The 13,630-nt window shown below is 70.9% G+C and carries 16 protein-coding genes; 8 read left to right on the top strand and 8 right to left on the bottom strand.

The genetic code is table 11. The features are described 5' to 3' along the window. Positions 1-284 precede the first annotated feature (284 nt). Positions 285-1,646 (top strand): PP2C family protein-serine/threonine phosphatase, encoded by a 1,362-nt coding sequence (locus AC07AG_RS19975; RefSeq protein WP_478756397.1) that lies wholly within the window; start codon positions 285-287, stop codon positions 1,644-1,646. Positions 1,647-1,729: 83 nt separating this feature from the next. Here the strand turns inward: AC07AG_RS19975 and AC07AG_RS19970 are convergent, their stop codons facing one another. The 3 genes from AC07AG_RS19970 to AC07AG_RS19960 all read right to left on the bottom strand — a co-directional run bounded on the left by AC07AG_RS19970 (position 1,730) and on the right by AC07AG_RS19960 (position 3,277). Further along, positions 1,730-2,083 (bottom strand): DUF2516 family protein, encoded by a 354-nt coding sequence (locus AC07AG_RS19970; RefSeq protein WP_351168457.1) that lies wholly within the window; start codon positions 2,081-2,083, stop codon positions 1,730-1,732. Positions 2,084-2,172: 89 nt separating this feature from the next. Then, complete coding sequence (locus tag AC07AG_RS19965) at positions 2,173-2,772, bottom strand: hypothetical protein (RefSeq protein ID WP_478756396.1); 600 nt, start codon at positions 2,770-2,772, stop codon at positions 2,173-2,175. A gap of 25 nt (positions 2,773-2,797) precedes the next feature. Then, positions 2,798-3,277 carry a helix-turn-helix domain-containing protein gene (locus AC07AG_RS19960; RefSeq protein ID WP_478756395.1) on the bottom strand — a complete coding sequence of 160 codons (480 nt, stop codon included), beginning with the start codon at positions 3,275-3,277 and terminating at the stop codon, positions 2,798-2,800. A 168-nt stretch (positions 3,278-3,445) separates the two neighbouring features. Here AC07AG_RS19960 and AC07AG_RS19955 point away from each other — a divergent pair, with 168 nt between their 5' ends. From AC07AG_RS19955 to AC07AG_RS19940, 4 genes are read left to right on the top strand one after another with little or no spacing between them, the layout of a single operon-like run. Then, the gene (locus AC07AG_RS19955; protein ID WP_478756394.1) at positions 3,446-3,901 is read left to right on the top strand and encodes a DUF6228 family protein; all 456 of its coding nucleotides are present in this window, start codon (positions 3,446-3,448) and stop codon (positions 3,899-3,901) included. Next, entirely contained in the window at positions 3,898-4,086 is a 189-nt protein-coding gene (locus AC07AG_RS19950) for a hypothetical protein (RefSeq protein ID WP_478756393.1), read from the top strand. Before AC07AG_RS19955 ends, AC07AG_RS19950 begins: the two co-directional genes overlap by 4 nt. Before the next feature lie 51 nt (positions 4,087-4,137). Further along, positions 4,138-4,557 (top strand): helix-turn-helix transcriptional regulator, encoded by a 420-nt coding sequence (locus AC07AG_RS19945; RefSeq protein WP_478757030.1) that lies wholly within the window; start codon positions 4,138-4,140, stop codon positions 4,555-4,557. Positions 4,558-4,567: 10 nt separating this feature from the next. After that, positions 4,568-4,984, top strand: coding sequence for a VOC family protein (locus tag AC07AG_RS19940; protein WP_249589144.1), 417 nt, complete (start codon positions 4,568-4,570; stop codon positions 4,982-4,984). 43 nt (positions 4,985-5,027) lie between these two features. Here the strand turns inward: AC07AG_RS19940 and AC07AG_RS19935 are convergent, their stop codons facing one another. Further along, positions 5,028-5,489: a pyridoxamine 5'-phosphate oxidase family protein gene (locus tag AC07AG_RS19935; protein ID WP_478756392.1), complete on the bottom strand. Its 462-nt coding sequence runs from the start codon at positions 5,487-5,489 to the stop codon at positions 5,028-5,030. A gap of 49 nt (positions 5,490-5,538) precedes the next feature. Continuing rightward, complete coding sequence (locus AC07AG_RS19930; RefSeq protein WP_478757029.1) at positions 5,539-6,579, bottom strand: GlxA family transcriptional regulator; 1,041 nt, start codon at positions 6,577-6,579, stop codon at positions 5,539-5,541. 164 nt (positions 6,580-6,743) lie between these two features. On the opposite strand from AC07AG_RS19930, the gene AC07AG_RS19925 reads away from it, so the two are divergent. Continuing rightward, positions 6,744-7,673 (top strand): NAD(P)-dependent oxidoreductase, encoded by a 930-nt coding sequence (locus AC07AG_RS19925; protein WP_478756391.1) that lies wholly within the window; start codon positions 6,744-6,746, stop codon positions 7,671-7,673. Between the two features lie 91 nt (positions 7,674-7,764). Then, on the top strand, positions 7,765-9,240 hold the full coding sequence (locus tag AC07AG_RS19920; protein ID WP_478756390.1) for a peptidoglycan D,D-transpeptidase FtsI family protein: 1,476 nt from the start codon (positions 7,765-7,767) through the stop codon (positions 9,238-9,240). A gap of 23 nt (positions 9,241-9,263) precedes the next feature. Here the strand turns inward: AC07AG_RS19920 and AC07AG_RS19915 are convergent, their stop codons facing one another. From AC07AG_RS19915 to AC07AG_RS19905, 3 genes are read right to left on the bottom strand one after another with little or no spacing between them, the layout of a single operon-like run. Next, positions 9,264-10,124 carry an SRPBCC family protein gene (locus AC07AG_RS19915; protein WP_478756389.1) on the bottom strand — a complete coding sequence of 287 codons (861 nt, stop codon included), beginning with the start codon at positions 10,122-10,124 and terminating at the stop codon, positions 9,264-9,266. Positions 10,125-10,153: 29 nt separating this feature from the next. Beyond that, a complete protein-coding gene (locus AC07AG_RS19910; RefSeq protein WP_361048894.1) occupies positions 10,154-10,468 on the bottom strand; it encodes an ArsR/SmtB family transcription factor in 315 nt (104 codons plus the stop codon). A 47-nt stretch (positions 10,469-10,515) separates the two neighbouring features. Next, on the bottom strand, positions 10,516-12,585 hold the full coding sequence (locus AC07AG_RS19905) for a HelD family protein (RefSeq protein WP_478756388.1): 2,070 nt from the start codon (positions 12,583-12,585) through the stop codon (positions 10,516-10,518). Between the two features lie 80 nt (positions 12,586-12,665). Between AC07AG_RS19905 and AC07AG_RS19900 the strand changes: the two genes are divergently transcribed. After that, the gene (locus tag AC07AG_RS19900) at positions 12,666-13,361 is read left to right on the top strand and encodes a TetR/AcrR family transcriptional regulator (protein ID WP_478757027.1); all 696 of its coding nucleotides are present in this window, start codon (positions 12,666-12,668) and stop codon (positions 13,359-13,361) included. Positions 13,362-13,630 lie beyond the last annotated feature (269 nt).

Raw genomic sequence — 13,630 nt, 5'->3', positions numbered from 1 at the left:
TCGGGGGCGGTGTGTCAGGTGAACGGCCGGTCTGTGCCGTACGTCATGTGACCCACCGCACCCCGTTCTCGTCCTTCGGGCGCCTCTCAACCCTTCAGGCGTGATGTTCGTCATCCCGGTCAGGACCTGTCGTGCCCAATTGCGGTCCTTGATGCGGCATATGACGGTGGCTGTTTTCTGCGCGCCATTCCAATCGGGGCGCGGCTAACGCTATGGTCCCCGTCGGTGGAGCGTTCGACCGTCGACCCACCGTGCCCTCGGGGGGAGGGAAGGAAACCCAAGCGATGCCCGTACCCATACCGCGGCAGAGAGCGATCCCGGCCGTGGAAAGCGGTCAGGCTGACACTCTGCCGACGCCGGCCCCTGCGCCGGCGCCCACAGCCGGACCCGCAGCCGTGGGTCCCATGCCCACGTTCCCGCCCTCGTCCCCGTCCCCGTCCGTGGACATCGGCCAGCAGGCGAGCAGCACCGGCCTCAGCCTCCTGGTGATCGAGGACGACCCGGTGGGCTCCCTCACCGTTCCCCAGATGCTGGACTCCGCAGGCAAGCCCATCAGGGTCCGCACCGCCCGCAACCTCACCGAGGCCGAGCGGCTGCTCACCGACGACGTGCACTGCATCCTGCTCGACCTGGCCCTGGCGGGCCCCACCTCCCCGGAGGGCGACGAGGACGAGCTGGCCACGCTCAAGCACGTCCTGCGCCTGGCACCCCGGCACGCCGTCCTCGCGCTCACCGCGAGCGGCGACACCGAGGGCGGCGCGGAGGCCGTGCGGGTCGGCGCCCAGGACTATCTCTTCCGTGACGAGCTGGACGGGCGGCTGCTGAGCCGCGCCATCCGGTACGCCGTGGAGCGCAAGCGCGCCGACGCCGCCCAGCGCCAGCTGACGGAGTCGCGGCTTCGGGCCCAGGAGAACGCCCGTCTGGAGCGCGGTCTGCTGCCGACGCCGCTGCTCGACGGTTCACCGCTGCGGTTCGCCGCGCGCTACCGCCCGGGACGTTCGCGGGCGCTGCTCGGCGGCGACTTCTACGACACGGTGCGCACCCCCGACGGCTCCGTGCACGTCATGATCGGCGATGTCTGCGGCCACGGGCCCGACGAGGCCGCGCTCGGCGTCGAGCTGCGCATCGCCTGGCGGACGCTGACCTTCGCGGGCCTGTGCGGCGACGAGCTGCTCGGCACGCTGCAGAAGGTCCTGGAGCACGAGCGCGCCGACGACGAGATCTTCGCGACGCTCTGCACGGTCGACATCGCCCCGGACGGCCGCAGGGCCGGACTCTGCCTGGCGGGACACCCGTCCCCGCTGATCGCCCGCGACGGCCGCCTCGCCGAGCTGCTTCCGTACGAGAACAACGGCCCCGCGCTCGGACTCCTGCCGAACGCGCGCTGGCCGCGCCGCCAGGTGGAACTCGGCGGCAAGTGGAGCCTGATGCTCTACACGGACGGCCTGATCGAGGGCCGCATCGGCGAGGGCAACCAGCGCCTGGGGCAGGAGGGCATGGTCGAGATGGTGCGCCGCCAGATCGCCGCGGGCCTGCGGGGCGACGAGCTGCTTGAGGCCGCGGTGAACGAGGTGCGCGAGCTGAACGGCGGCGACCTGACCGATGACGTGGCCGTGCTGCTGCTCGACCGGGACCGGGACCGCTAGCCGAGGGGCGGGCGGCCGGGGCCCCGGGAGCCGGGCCGGGAGCCAGGAGCCGGGGCCGGGATCCGGAGCCGGGGAGCCAGGGGTCAGCGACCGCCGTTGTACGGCCCGTACGGACCGTCGCTGCTGGAACCGCCGCGGCGTCCGCCGCCCCCGCCGGTGATCTGCCGCAGCGCGGGCCGCACGTCGACCATGTAGACGATGGTCGCGATGAGCCCGATGATCGGCAGGAACGACAGGATGTTGAAGATCAGGTTCACGATGAAGGCGAGCCCGAGGATGATCAGCCAGAACGGCTTGGTCTTCTTGTCCGCGGCGCGATAGGCGTCCTCACGCCGGATGGCCGCGTCGACGAGCGCGAAGCCGCTGAAGACGATCAGCGCCAACGACAGCAGCCACATGAAGTTCGCGAACCCCTGCATCAGCACAACGTCCACCACCAGTCTCGGCTCTTGAGTACGCGGACACCGTACCCGCTACCCGGAGAACGGGCCGGGCACTTCTGGAGTGCCCGGCCCCTCCCCACGGGTTACTTGGCGGGCGGCGTGGTCTTCTTCGCCGCAGGCTTGCGGGCGGCCGGGGCCTTCTTGGCGGCGGGCTTCTTCGCCGGTGCGGCGGCCTTCGGCTCGGAGGACGCGGACGTCCCCGCACCGGCGGACGCCGGCTTCTCGTCGGCGTCCGGCTCGACGGCCACGGCAAGCTCGGTGATCTCCTCGGCGGCCTCGCCGCGCCAGGTCTTCACGGCCTGCTCGCCGTGCTCGGCGACCTCTTCGTACTTCTCGCGCGCCTTCACGGCGTACTCGGCGGCGACGCCGACCGAGCTGAGGGCGAGGCCCTGAGCGCTCTCGCCCAGCTTCTTCAGGTCCGTGTCGAGCGTGCCGAGCAGCTCGGTGACCCTGGCCTGAAGGGTCTCCTGCGCCTCCTTGGCGCGGGCGACGGCCTTGTCCTGGACGGCCTTGGTGTCGGTGTTGCGCACGGCGTCGATACGGGCGGGCGCCTCGGCGATCAGCTGCTCGATGGCGCCCGGCACCTTCTTCGCCTGCTGGAACGCCAGGTCGGCGGTGCCGACGACGAAGTAGGCGGGGGTGGTGTCGGTGAGGGTGTTGCGCAGGTCGTCCTTGATGGCCATGGCGATGGTCCTCCCGGATTCGCGTTCAGCTTGAGGGATGGTCCTTGGGGCTGGCATCACTGCCGTCGGCCGTGCGGGGGCCGTCAGCGGTGGCGTCCACGTCGTCCGCGTACGAAGCCTCGTCGGCGTACGACGCGTCATCCGCGTACCCAGAGACCTCGAAGCCGTTCTCTTTTCTGAACGACTCGTAGATCTGCAACAGGACCTGCTTCTGCCGCTCGTTGATGGAGGGGTCGGCGAGGATGACGGCGCGCGTCTCCAGCTCGTCCCGCTCCTTCTCGTCGAGGATCCCGGCCCTGACATACAGCGTCTCGGCGGAGATCCGCAGCGCCTTGGCCACCTGTTGCAGCACTTCGGCACTCGGCTTGCGCAGGCCGCGTTCGATCTGGCTCAGATACGGATTGGACACCCCGGCGGCGTCGGCGAGCTGCCTGAGCGAGAGCTGCGCGCTGCGCCGCTGCTCACGCAGATACTCACCGAGATTGCCGACGTTGAGTGATGCCATGCCTCGATACTGCACGCCCCTTGCTAACTATTGCAAGCACCTGCTTGCAAAAGTGCGCTACGCCACTGGACTGTGGAGCGCGGCCGTGCGATCGACGAGTCCGTTCCCCACCCCACCTGCAGCTAATCCAAGTGACGTCGAACGGGCTGCCGACCTAGCGTTCCGCCCATGACCACACAAGACGTCGGCACCGACGCTGAGGCCGGCGTGACCATTCGCTGCCAGGACAGCGCGTCCGTCGCGGTGACATTCCGCGACCGGTTCAGCTTCCACGCAGACTCCGTGCACTATGCCGTTGAGCTGCGGGCCCCCGGTCTGACCGCTCGCGTCGACGAGGTCGTCGCCGGGATCTGGGGCAGCGATCTCACCGCGTTCCTCGAAGAGCTTGCCGCCGACTACCGGGGATGGGACGGCGAACGGAGCTGGCAGACCAACGACCAAGACCTGACGGTGTCGGCGGTCTTCCGGTCCGGCGGCCACGTCGGGGTGACCTGGGCCTTGCGGCCGTGGCCGCAGGCCGCCGGCGGCTGGGGCGCCTCGGTGACCACCTGGCTGGAGGCCGGCGAGCAGATGACTTCCTTGGCGGCCGATGTCCGGGCCTTCCTCGCCGAGGAGCACCAGTGACGCCGAGGAGCACCAGTGACAAGGTCGAGCTCACCGCGTCCTCCATCACCAATGCGCCCGAGGAGTTCCCGGAAGGGCTGTTGACCGTCGAGGACGCGCTTGTCTCCCGCGGGTACCCCCACGACGCCGTCGCCGCGATTCTGGGCGGCAACTTCCGCCGCGTCGCCGCGCTGGTGTGGCAGTAGCCCGAGCGGCGTCCCCGTTCACCGGCGGTCGGTAACGTTGCCGGTGTGTCTGTGTCTCTCTCCGACCTCGTCCGGCTGCGCCAGGCCCGTGACCGCATGGACCGCGACTACGCGGAGCCCCTGGACGTCCCGGCCCTGGCACGGGCTGCCCTCATGTCGCCGGGGCACTTCTCGCGCAGCTTCCGCGCCGCCTACGACGAGACGCCGTACAGCTATCTCATGACCCGCCGGATCGAGCGGGCCAAGGCTCTGCTGCGGCGCGGCGACCTGTCGGTGACGGAGGTCTGCATGGCGGTGGGGTGTACCTCGCTGGGATCGTTCAGCTCGCGGTTCACCGAGCTGGTCGGCGAGAGCCCCAGCGCGTACCGGGCCCGCGACCACGGCGACAGCGCCGCCATCCCGGCCTGCATCGCCAAGATCCGCACCCGCCCGATCAGGAACGGAGAAGCGAAACCCCCGGCCACTCCGTAGCGTGAAACGCATGGAAATCAACCTCGCACAGTGTTTCATCGCCGTCGACGACCACGACAAGGCGCTCGCCTTCTACCGTGACGCGCTGGGCCTCGAAGTACGCAATGACGTCGGCTTCGAGGGGATGCGCTGGGTGACGCTCGGCTCGCCGTCGCAGCCGGACGTCGAGATCGTGATCGAGCCGCCGCTCGCGGACCCGAACGCCACCGACGCCGACCGGCAGGCCGTGGCCGAGCTGATGGCCAAGGGCCTGCTGCGCGGCGTCATCTTCCGGACCGACGACGTCGACGCCACGTTCGAGCAGGTCCGTGCCGCGGGCGGCGAGGTGCTTCAGGAGCCGATGGACCAGCCGTACGGCGTCCGCGACTGCGCCTTCCGCGACCCCGCGGGGAACATGCTGCGGATCAACCAGCCGAGCAAGAAGTAGAAGTAGAAGTAGCAAGTAGGGGCTCTCACAGGCTTCGGCCGGGCTACGCCACCCATTCCCCGTCACGCATGAGGACCCTGCCGGTCAGCTCGTGCTCGCCGCGCCAGGCGCGCACCGTTCTCGGCGTCACGCGCAGGTACAGGAAAGGGCCCTCCTCCTTGCGCGGGTCCCAGCCGAACTTGCCCGCGAACCCGTCCGCGGCGTCCCGCGGGACGTCACGGGCCGGGAAGCACTCCGCCTCGCCCTGTACGAGCACCACGTCGGCGGTGTCCGGCAGCGCGAGGCGTACGCGTGGCTCCTGGCGCGCGTTGCGGGCCGTCGCGGAGTTCGCGCCGGTGCACATCCACAGCGCCCTGCCGTCCCACCAGAACCACAGGGGCACCTGGTGCGGGCCGTGCTGCGGGTGAGACGTCGACAACCAGATGTCCCGTTCCCGGTCGAGGCGCTCCAGCGTCTCGCGCCTGCGCTCCGGGCCTTCGCGTCGAGCGAGCTTCGAGTTCTGCATGATCACCGACCCTAGTGAGCGTCCTCGCACCGCGCATGGGGCGCTGGTCCTACACCCGAGGACCGACACCACCGGCACCGACATCCCCGGCACCGACCCCCGCACCGAACGCCCGCCGGTAGTCCCCCGGTGACACCCCCACCTGCTTGAGGAAGTGGTGCCGGAGGTTGTTCGCCGTGCCGAGGCCGCTCAGTTCGGCGATCTTGTCGATCGGGGCGGCCGTCGATTCGAGGAGGCCCTGCGCGCGGGCCAGGCGCTGGTTGAGCAGCCACTGGAGCGGGGTCGTGCCGGTGGCGGCCTGGAGGCGGCGGTAGAGCGTGCGCGGGCTCATCGCCGCGCGGCGCGCCAGGTCCTCGACCGTCAGGGGGCGGTCGAGGCGGGCGCGCGCCCAGTCGAGTACGGGGCCAAGGCCCTCGTCGTCCGTCGGCGGGACGGAGAGGTCGATGAACTGGGCCTGGCCGCCGGGGCGGTGAGCGGGTACGACCATGCGGCGGGCCAGCTGGTTGGCGACGTGCGCGCCCAGGTCGCGGCGGACCAGATGCAGGCACAGGTCGAGGCCCGCGCTGACGCCCGCGCTGGTCAGGACGTCGCCGTCGTCCACGTAGAGCACGGAGTCGTCGACCTCCACCTTCGGGTAGCGGGCGGCGAGCTGGGCGGTGTGCATCCAGTGCGCGGTGGCCCTGCGGCCGTCGAGCAGCCCCGCCTCGGCAAGCGCGAAGGCGCCGGTGCACAGGGAGACCATGCGGGAGCCCGCGTCGTAAGCGCGCCGCAGCGTCGAGGCCAGGCCGTCCGGCAGCGGGCGGCCCTCCTCCACGCAGGCGTCCGGCACGGACGTGACGATGACCGTGTCCGCCCCGACGATGCCGTCCAGGCCGTACGGCGTGCGCACCGAGAGGCCGAAGTCGGATGCTCCCGAACCCGCGCCCTCGCCCGAGCCCGCTCCCGAGCCCTCCCCCTCGTACGCGCTGCAGAGCCGGAAGTCGTACCAGTGGTCCGACAGATCCGGCTGCGGCTTCCCGAACACCGTGCAGGGGATGCTCAGTTCGTACAGATCCCACGACGGGATCGCTATCTCCTCGGTCACGACCAGTGCGACGGAACCAGCGCTCATACGGCGAGACTAGGCCGCCTTCGGGGCACACGGGGCACGCCGGGCACGCCGTGACGTGGCAGGAATTTGGTGGGCGCCGTCATCCCTGTCACTGTCCGGCGGAGCGGCCCGCTGCGAGCGTGGTCCGCATGAGCACAGAACGCATGAGCACAGAGAACACCGTCACCGCGGGGAAGACCCCCGTCACCGTCATCGGCCTCGGCAACATGGGCTCCGCCCTCGCCGCCACCCTCCTGGAGAACGGCCACCCCACCACCGTCTGGAACCGTTCCGCGGCCAAGGCCAAGCCCCTTGTCGACCGGGGCGCACGCCTCGCCTCGACCCCCGAAGAGGCCGTCGCGGCAAGCCCGTTGATCCTCGCCTGCGTCCTCGACCACGACGCCCTGCACACCGTCCTGGACCCCGTCGCCGGATCCGTCACCGGATCCCTCGCCGGCAAGGCCCTGGTCAACGTCACCTCCGGCTCACCGGAGCAGGCCGACGAGGCGGCGGCGTGGGCGGAGCCGCTCGGGCTCGGCTATCTCGACGGAGCGATCATGACCACGCCGCCGGGCGTCGGGAACCCGGAGATGATGTTCCTCTACAGCGGCTCGGCCGAGGTCTTCGAAGAGCACCGCGCGGCGCTCGCCGTGCTCGGCGACCCGCTCTATCTGGGCCAGGAGCCGGGCCGGGCCTCCCTCTACGACGTGGCCCTGCTCGGCCTGATGTGGTCGACGTTCACCGGCTGGCTGCACGGAACGGCCCTCGTCGGCGCGGACGCGACCAAGGCCGCCGACTTCACGCCCGTCGCCATCCGCTGGATGACGCACGCCGTCGCCGGATTCCTCGCCACGTACGCCCCTCAGGTGGACGCGGGGCGCTATCCGGGCGACGACGCCACCGTCGACGTACAGATCGCGACGATCGGCCACCTCATCCACGCGGCGGCCGACCGCGGCATCGACAACGCGCTGCCGGAGCTCCTGAAGGCCACCATGGAGCGGGCGAGCGCCACCGGGCACGGCTCCGACAGCTACGCGAGCGTGATCGAGGTGCTTCGCGGACAACGGCAGGACGACGGCACTCGCGTGTGACCATTCGGCAACAACCCGGGTAAGACCCGTACATCCGTGTGCATGATGAAGCCTCATCCTGTCCTGGTGTCACGGGTCTTGGGGGGACCGTATGAACAGGCCGCTGCGCCACATAGCCGTCTTCTGCGGGGTGCTCACGCTCGCCTTGCTCCTGCGCGCGACCTGGGTGCAGTTCGCCGAGGGCGAGTCGCTGGCCAAGCACGACAAGAACCGGCGCGTGCAGATCGAGGCGTTCTCGCACCCCCGTGGCGACATCATCGTCGGCGGCAAGCCGATCACCGGCTCGAAGGAAGTCAGCGGCACCGACTTCAAGTACCAGCGGGTCTTCAAGAACGGCCCCATGTACGCGCCGGTCACCGGCTATTTCTCGCAGGCCCAGGGAGCGACCTTCCTGGAGGGCGTCGAGAACGACGTGCTCAGCGGCGACGACGACCGCCTCTTCATCCGCAACACCCTGGACATGCTGACCGGCGAGAAGCGCCAGGGCGGCGACGTCATCACCACCATCGACCCCAAGGCCCAACAGGCCGCCTACAAGGGTCTCGTGGACCTGAACGCCCGGGGCGCGGTCGTCGCGCTCGACCCGCGCTCCGGGAAGGTCCTCGCGATGGCGAGCACCCCCTCGTACGACCCCTCCGTCTTCGCCGGGATCTCGCAGAAGGAGGGCAAGGAGTTCACGCGGCTCAGCAAGAACAAGGACAAGCCGCTCTCCAACCGCGCGCTCCGCGAGATCTACCCGCCCGGATCCACCTTCAAGATCCTCACCGCGGCGGCCGCCCTGGAGCACGGCGTGATCGACGACATCGACGAGCCCACCGGCGCCAAGGCCCCCTACAAACTGCCGCTCAGCTCGACGACGATCGGCAACGACGTGGCCGGCGCCCCCTGCGACAAGGCCTCGCTGAAGGTCGGCATGCAGTGGTCCTGCAACAACGTCTTCCTCGACACCGCGCTCAAGGTCGGCGAGGACGACATGCGCGAGACGGCGGAGAAGTTCGGCTTCAACAAGCAGCAGTTCATCCCCGTCCGCTCGTCCGCGAGCAGTTACCCCGACGGCCTCGACAAGCCGCAGACCGCACTGACCGGCATGGGCCAGGGCAGCCTGACCAGCACGCCGCTGCAGATGGCGATGGTCGCAGCGGGACTCGCCAACGACGGCAAGCTGATGAAGCCGTACCTGGTCGAGGAGCTGCGCGGACCCGACCTCTCGACGATCGAGAAGGGCAGCCCGGAGGTCCTCGAACAGGCGGTCTCCGAGGACACCGCGGGCAAGGTGCAGGAAATGATGGAGCACACCGTCGAGGAGGGCACGGCGAACAAGGCGAAGATCGACGGCGTCACGGTCGGCGGCAAGACCGGCACCGCCCAGCACGGCTCGGACGTCAACGACGAGCGTCCGTACGCCTGGTTCGTCTCCTACGCCAAGAACGAGGACGACTCGTCGCCGGTCGCGGTCGCGGTGTTCGTCGACCCGAAGGACATGAACATCCCGCGCGAGGAGATCGCGGGCGGGAAGCTGGGGGCGCCGATCGCGAAGGCGGTGATGGAGGCGGTCCTGGACGACTAGTACCGGCACTCGGCATGGCCCGGTCAGCCCTCCAGGAGCCGCCCCGCGAGCCGCTCGATGCGGGCGTGCCAGGCGGCGAGCGCCTCGTCCGTGGCCGCCGCGCCGCCGAAGGGCCCGGTCTGCGTCAGGACGAGCCGGGTGCCGTAGCCCGTGCCCTCGCCGAGCTCCCAGCGCACCTCGCCCTTGGGATGCACGGCGTACGTGAGCGACACCGGGGCCCGCAGCGCGGTGACAGGCCCCGCGGACACGCCGTCCGCCAGGAACCCGTCGGGTGCCGTGTCACCCTCCAACGGCTCCTCGCCCGAGCAGAGTTCGGCCCACACCGCGTCCGCCGACCGCACCAGCTGACGCTCGAATCGGATGCCCTCGCCGGTCACCGCCCCGTGCCCCAGGTCGAACTGCTCCAGATACGCCTCGTGCAGCTCGCCCGCGTCCCGGCTCACCTCGGCCTGCCCGCCGTCCAGGAACTGGCCGAGCGCCGAGATGCACAGCTGCCAGCCCGCGGCGAAGCTCGGGGCGCCGAAGCGGTCGCCGAAGGTGTGGACGAGGGTCAGGAGCGAGCCCCGGCCGTCGGGGCCGTCCGGGGCGATCTCCCAGCGCAGGTGGTCGTCGCCCCAGCTGAAGGCGAAGAGGCGGGGCTCGTCGGCGTCGGTGACCTCGCCGGTCATGCCGGGGCCCTCGTCGCCGGGGAAGTGGAAGCCCATCGCGCCGCCGGGCCGCAGCTCAAGGGTCACCTCGGAGGGGAACCACTGGGCGAGGTGCGCGGGCTGCGTGATCGCGGCCCAGACCTTGGCGGGCGGGTGCGCGAGGCGGCGCTCCATCCGCAGGACGTTCCGGCCGCCGTCGTCGCCTGCGGGGGTGAGGGTGTCGGAGTGCGGGTTCATGAGGAGTCACCGTCCATGTTCATCGTTCATCAGGACTCACCGTCCATGACGTCGAGGTGTCGTTCGAGGGCGTCGAGCCGGTCCGACCAGAGGTGCCGGTAGTGCGCGAGCCACGCGTCGAGCTCGGCGAGGGGCTCGGGCCGCAGCTCGTACCACCGGCGCTGCGCGTCCTGCCGCACCCGCACGAGCCCCGCGTCGCGCAGGACCCGCAGATGCTTGGACGTGCCGGGCTGGCTCAGACCGAGCCGCTCGGTGATCTCACCGACCAGATGGGGACGCTCGAGGAGCAGATCGAGGATCTTCCGCCGGCTCGGCTCGGCAAGGACGTCGAACGGTATGGGCATACACCGAACATACCCTGACAGCTATATAACCGCAAAGGAATGTTCGCTCATGCCTCCCAGGGCAGCGGCCTGCTGTGCAGGACGTCGAGCCGGGACACCGCCCTGGTCAGGACCACGTAGAGGCGGTGGTGCCCGCGGCTCTCCGCCTCCGCGATGGCGGCGGGCTCGACGGCCACGACATGGTCGTACTCCAGGCCCTTCGCCACGGACGCGGGCAGCACCGTCACCCGCGCGCCCAGGTCGTCCGGGCCCGCGCTGTCGATGCCCGCCGTGGCGAGGGCCTCGCGCAGGCGGGCAGTGTCGGCGTCGGCGGCGATGACGCCGACCGAGCCCTCGCGGGAGAGCGCGGCCCGCACCGCGTCGACGGCGGCGACGCCCACGTCCCGCACCTCCCGGATCCTCAACTCACCGTCCGTACGCAGGGATCGAGCGGGCGGTACGTCGACGTCGAGCGAGGCGAGGACGCGGTTGGCGAGCCCCACGACCGCCTTCGGCACGCGGAAACCGATGGTGAGAGGGGTGACGGAGGCGTCGGGCTTCCCGAGGTGGGCGAGGAGTTCGGGCCAGTCGCGGGCGGCCCACGGGGTGGTGCCCTGGGCGAGGTCGCCGAGCACGGTGAGCGAGCCGAACCCGGCGCGGCGGGCGATCACCCGGGCCTCCATCGCGGAGAGGTCCTGCGCCTCGTCGACGACGATGTGGCCGTAGCCCTCGGGCCGTTCGAGCAGCCCGGCGATCTCGTCGAGCAGCACGAGATCGGCGGCGGACCACTTCGCCGACTTGTACGAACGCGGGGGCTTGGCCCAGCGGATCGCCCGCTGCTCCGCCGCGTCGAGAACACCGTCCGCCGCCGCGGCGAGTGCCTCCGGGTCGGCCAGCAGGGCGGCGAGCACCTCCTCCGGCTTGACCTTGGGCCAGGCCGCGTCGACGAAGGCCGAGACGGAGCGGGCGCGGGAGATCTTCTGCAGCCAGACGTTGTTCACGGTGCCGGCCCGGCGTTCGGCCTGCTCCCGGATGTGCCTGACGGCACGTGTGCGCACGCGCTCGCGCCCGACGGCGTACGGAGGTTCCTCGGCGCGCACGTCCGCGATGATCCGCTCCAGGTCGTCGAGCGCGACCCGCCAGGTGTACGAACCGTCCGGCACCGCGATGGGGTCGGTGGGCGCCGCGACGCGCGAGTAGAGCGCGCGGCGCAGGACGGCAGCCATCCGGGCGTCGTGCTTGACGCGCGCCGCGGCCTCGTCGTCCTGGGCCCGGACGGGGGCCGCGGCCCTGGCGATCTCGTCCGCGACGGTGGACTGGCGCACGCCGGTCTCGCCGAGCGAGGGGAGCACCTCGGCGATGTAGCGCAGGAAGGTGCGGTTGGGGCCGAGGATGAGGAGTCCGGCGCGCTGCACGCGCTGGGGGTGGGTGTAGAGCAGATACGCGGCGCGGTGCAGGCCGACGGCGGTCTTGCCGGTGCCGGGGGCGCCCTGCACGCAGACGGACGCGGTGAGTTCACCGCGGACGAGGTCGTCCTGCTCGGGCTGGATGGTGGCGGCGATGTCGCGCATGGGGCCGACGCGGGGGCGCTCGATCTCTCCGGCGAGGATGCGGCCGCCCTGGAGGGTGGGCGCGGCCGGGGCGCCGCTGACCAGCGGCTCGTCCTCCAGCCCTGTGAGGTCGGCGGAAGCACCCTTGCTGCCGGGCGCCCAGCCGAAGCGGCGGCGGACGGCGACGCCTTGGGGGTCGCGGGCTCCGGCCTGGTAGAAGGCGCGGGACACGGGGGCGCGCCAGTCGACGACGAGGGGCGGGGCGGAGGGATGTTCCGTGATGCGGAGACGGCCGACGTGGTAGCTCTGCCCGCGGTGATCACCGGCTCGGGCGGCTTCGGGACCGTCGGCGGCGAAGTCGAGACGGCCGAAGAAGAGCGGCGCCTCGGGGAGTTCGCGCATCGCTTTGGCGTGGCTGCGGAACTGGTAGCCGAGGACTTCGGCGTCGGCACCGGACGCGGAGACGTCCGCTCCCCTGACGACCTGCTCCTCCGCGCCGTCGACCATGCCGGTGAGAGCGGTGCGGCAGGTGTCGTGGTAGCGGCGTTCGGCGGCGAGGGCAGCTTCGATGGGGTCGCTTGGCGTCATGCCGCCAAGGGTAACGAAAAATGTAACCGAGTTAAATTTATTACCGAGAATCACAAATGCGATAGGCTCCCCCCATGGCCATGAAGGACGAACAGCCAGACACCCCCACCGACCCCGAAACCGCGACCGACCCCGGCGGCCCCGGCCTGCGCGAGCGCAAGAGGCAACGGATGTACCAGGCGGTCTCCGACGCGGCGATCGCGCTCTTCCTGGAGAAGGGGTTCGAGAAGGTGCCGGTCGCGGAGGTGGCGGCGGCCGCCGAGATCTCCAAGCCGACCCTGTTCCGGTACTTCCCGGCCAAGGAGGACCTCGTACTCCACCGGTTCGCCGACCACGTGGACGAGGCGGCACGCGTGGTCGCCGAGCGCCCCGCGAAACGCTCCCCCCTGGACGCCTTGCAGCGCCGCTTCCTCGACGGCCTGGAGCAACAGGACCCGGTGACCGGCCTGTGCGACAACGTCCACGTACTCGCCTTCCACCGACTCCTGTACGGAACGCCGTCGCTGGTGGCACGGCTGTACGGCTACCAGGAGCGGTCGGAGGCGGCGCTGGGCGAGGCGTTGAGCGACAGCAAGTCGGACAGGTCACCGGACACCGACGCACTGGCCGCACGGCTGGCCGCCGGCCAGATCATCGCCGTACAACGCATCCTCGCCCTGGAGAACTGGCGCCGGATCGACGCGGGCGAGAGCGCGGAAGCGGTGTGGCCACAGGCGGTGGTGGCGGCGAACCGGGCATTCGGGCAACTGCGTTCGGGACTGACGCCATACGCGTGACGAGGGCTCAGGCCTCGACAGCCCGGCCGGACCCACGCGCCCGCAGTCGGCGACGAGACGCGAGGGGACGTGCCGGTATGTCCGCACGGAGCACGGTACGAATCAACTCCCCCGCCGAAGCACCCATGCGCTCGGACCGAGATAGCGAGTACGGACATACCGGCACGGCCCCGCCGCCGCCCGCGAACCGACTCCGCACCCGCAACCCCCACCCGCCGCCGCTGCGCCGCAGGCCTCCCACCCACATCCCGCACCCCAACGACCCACGG

The organism is Streptomyces sp. NPDC044044 (assembly GCF_056434405.1).
Note: the sequence above shows the minus strand (reverse complement) of the source record. Positions and strands in the feature narration are given on the sequence as shown.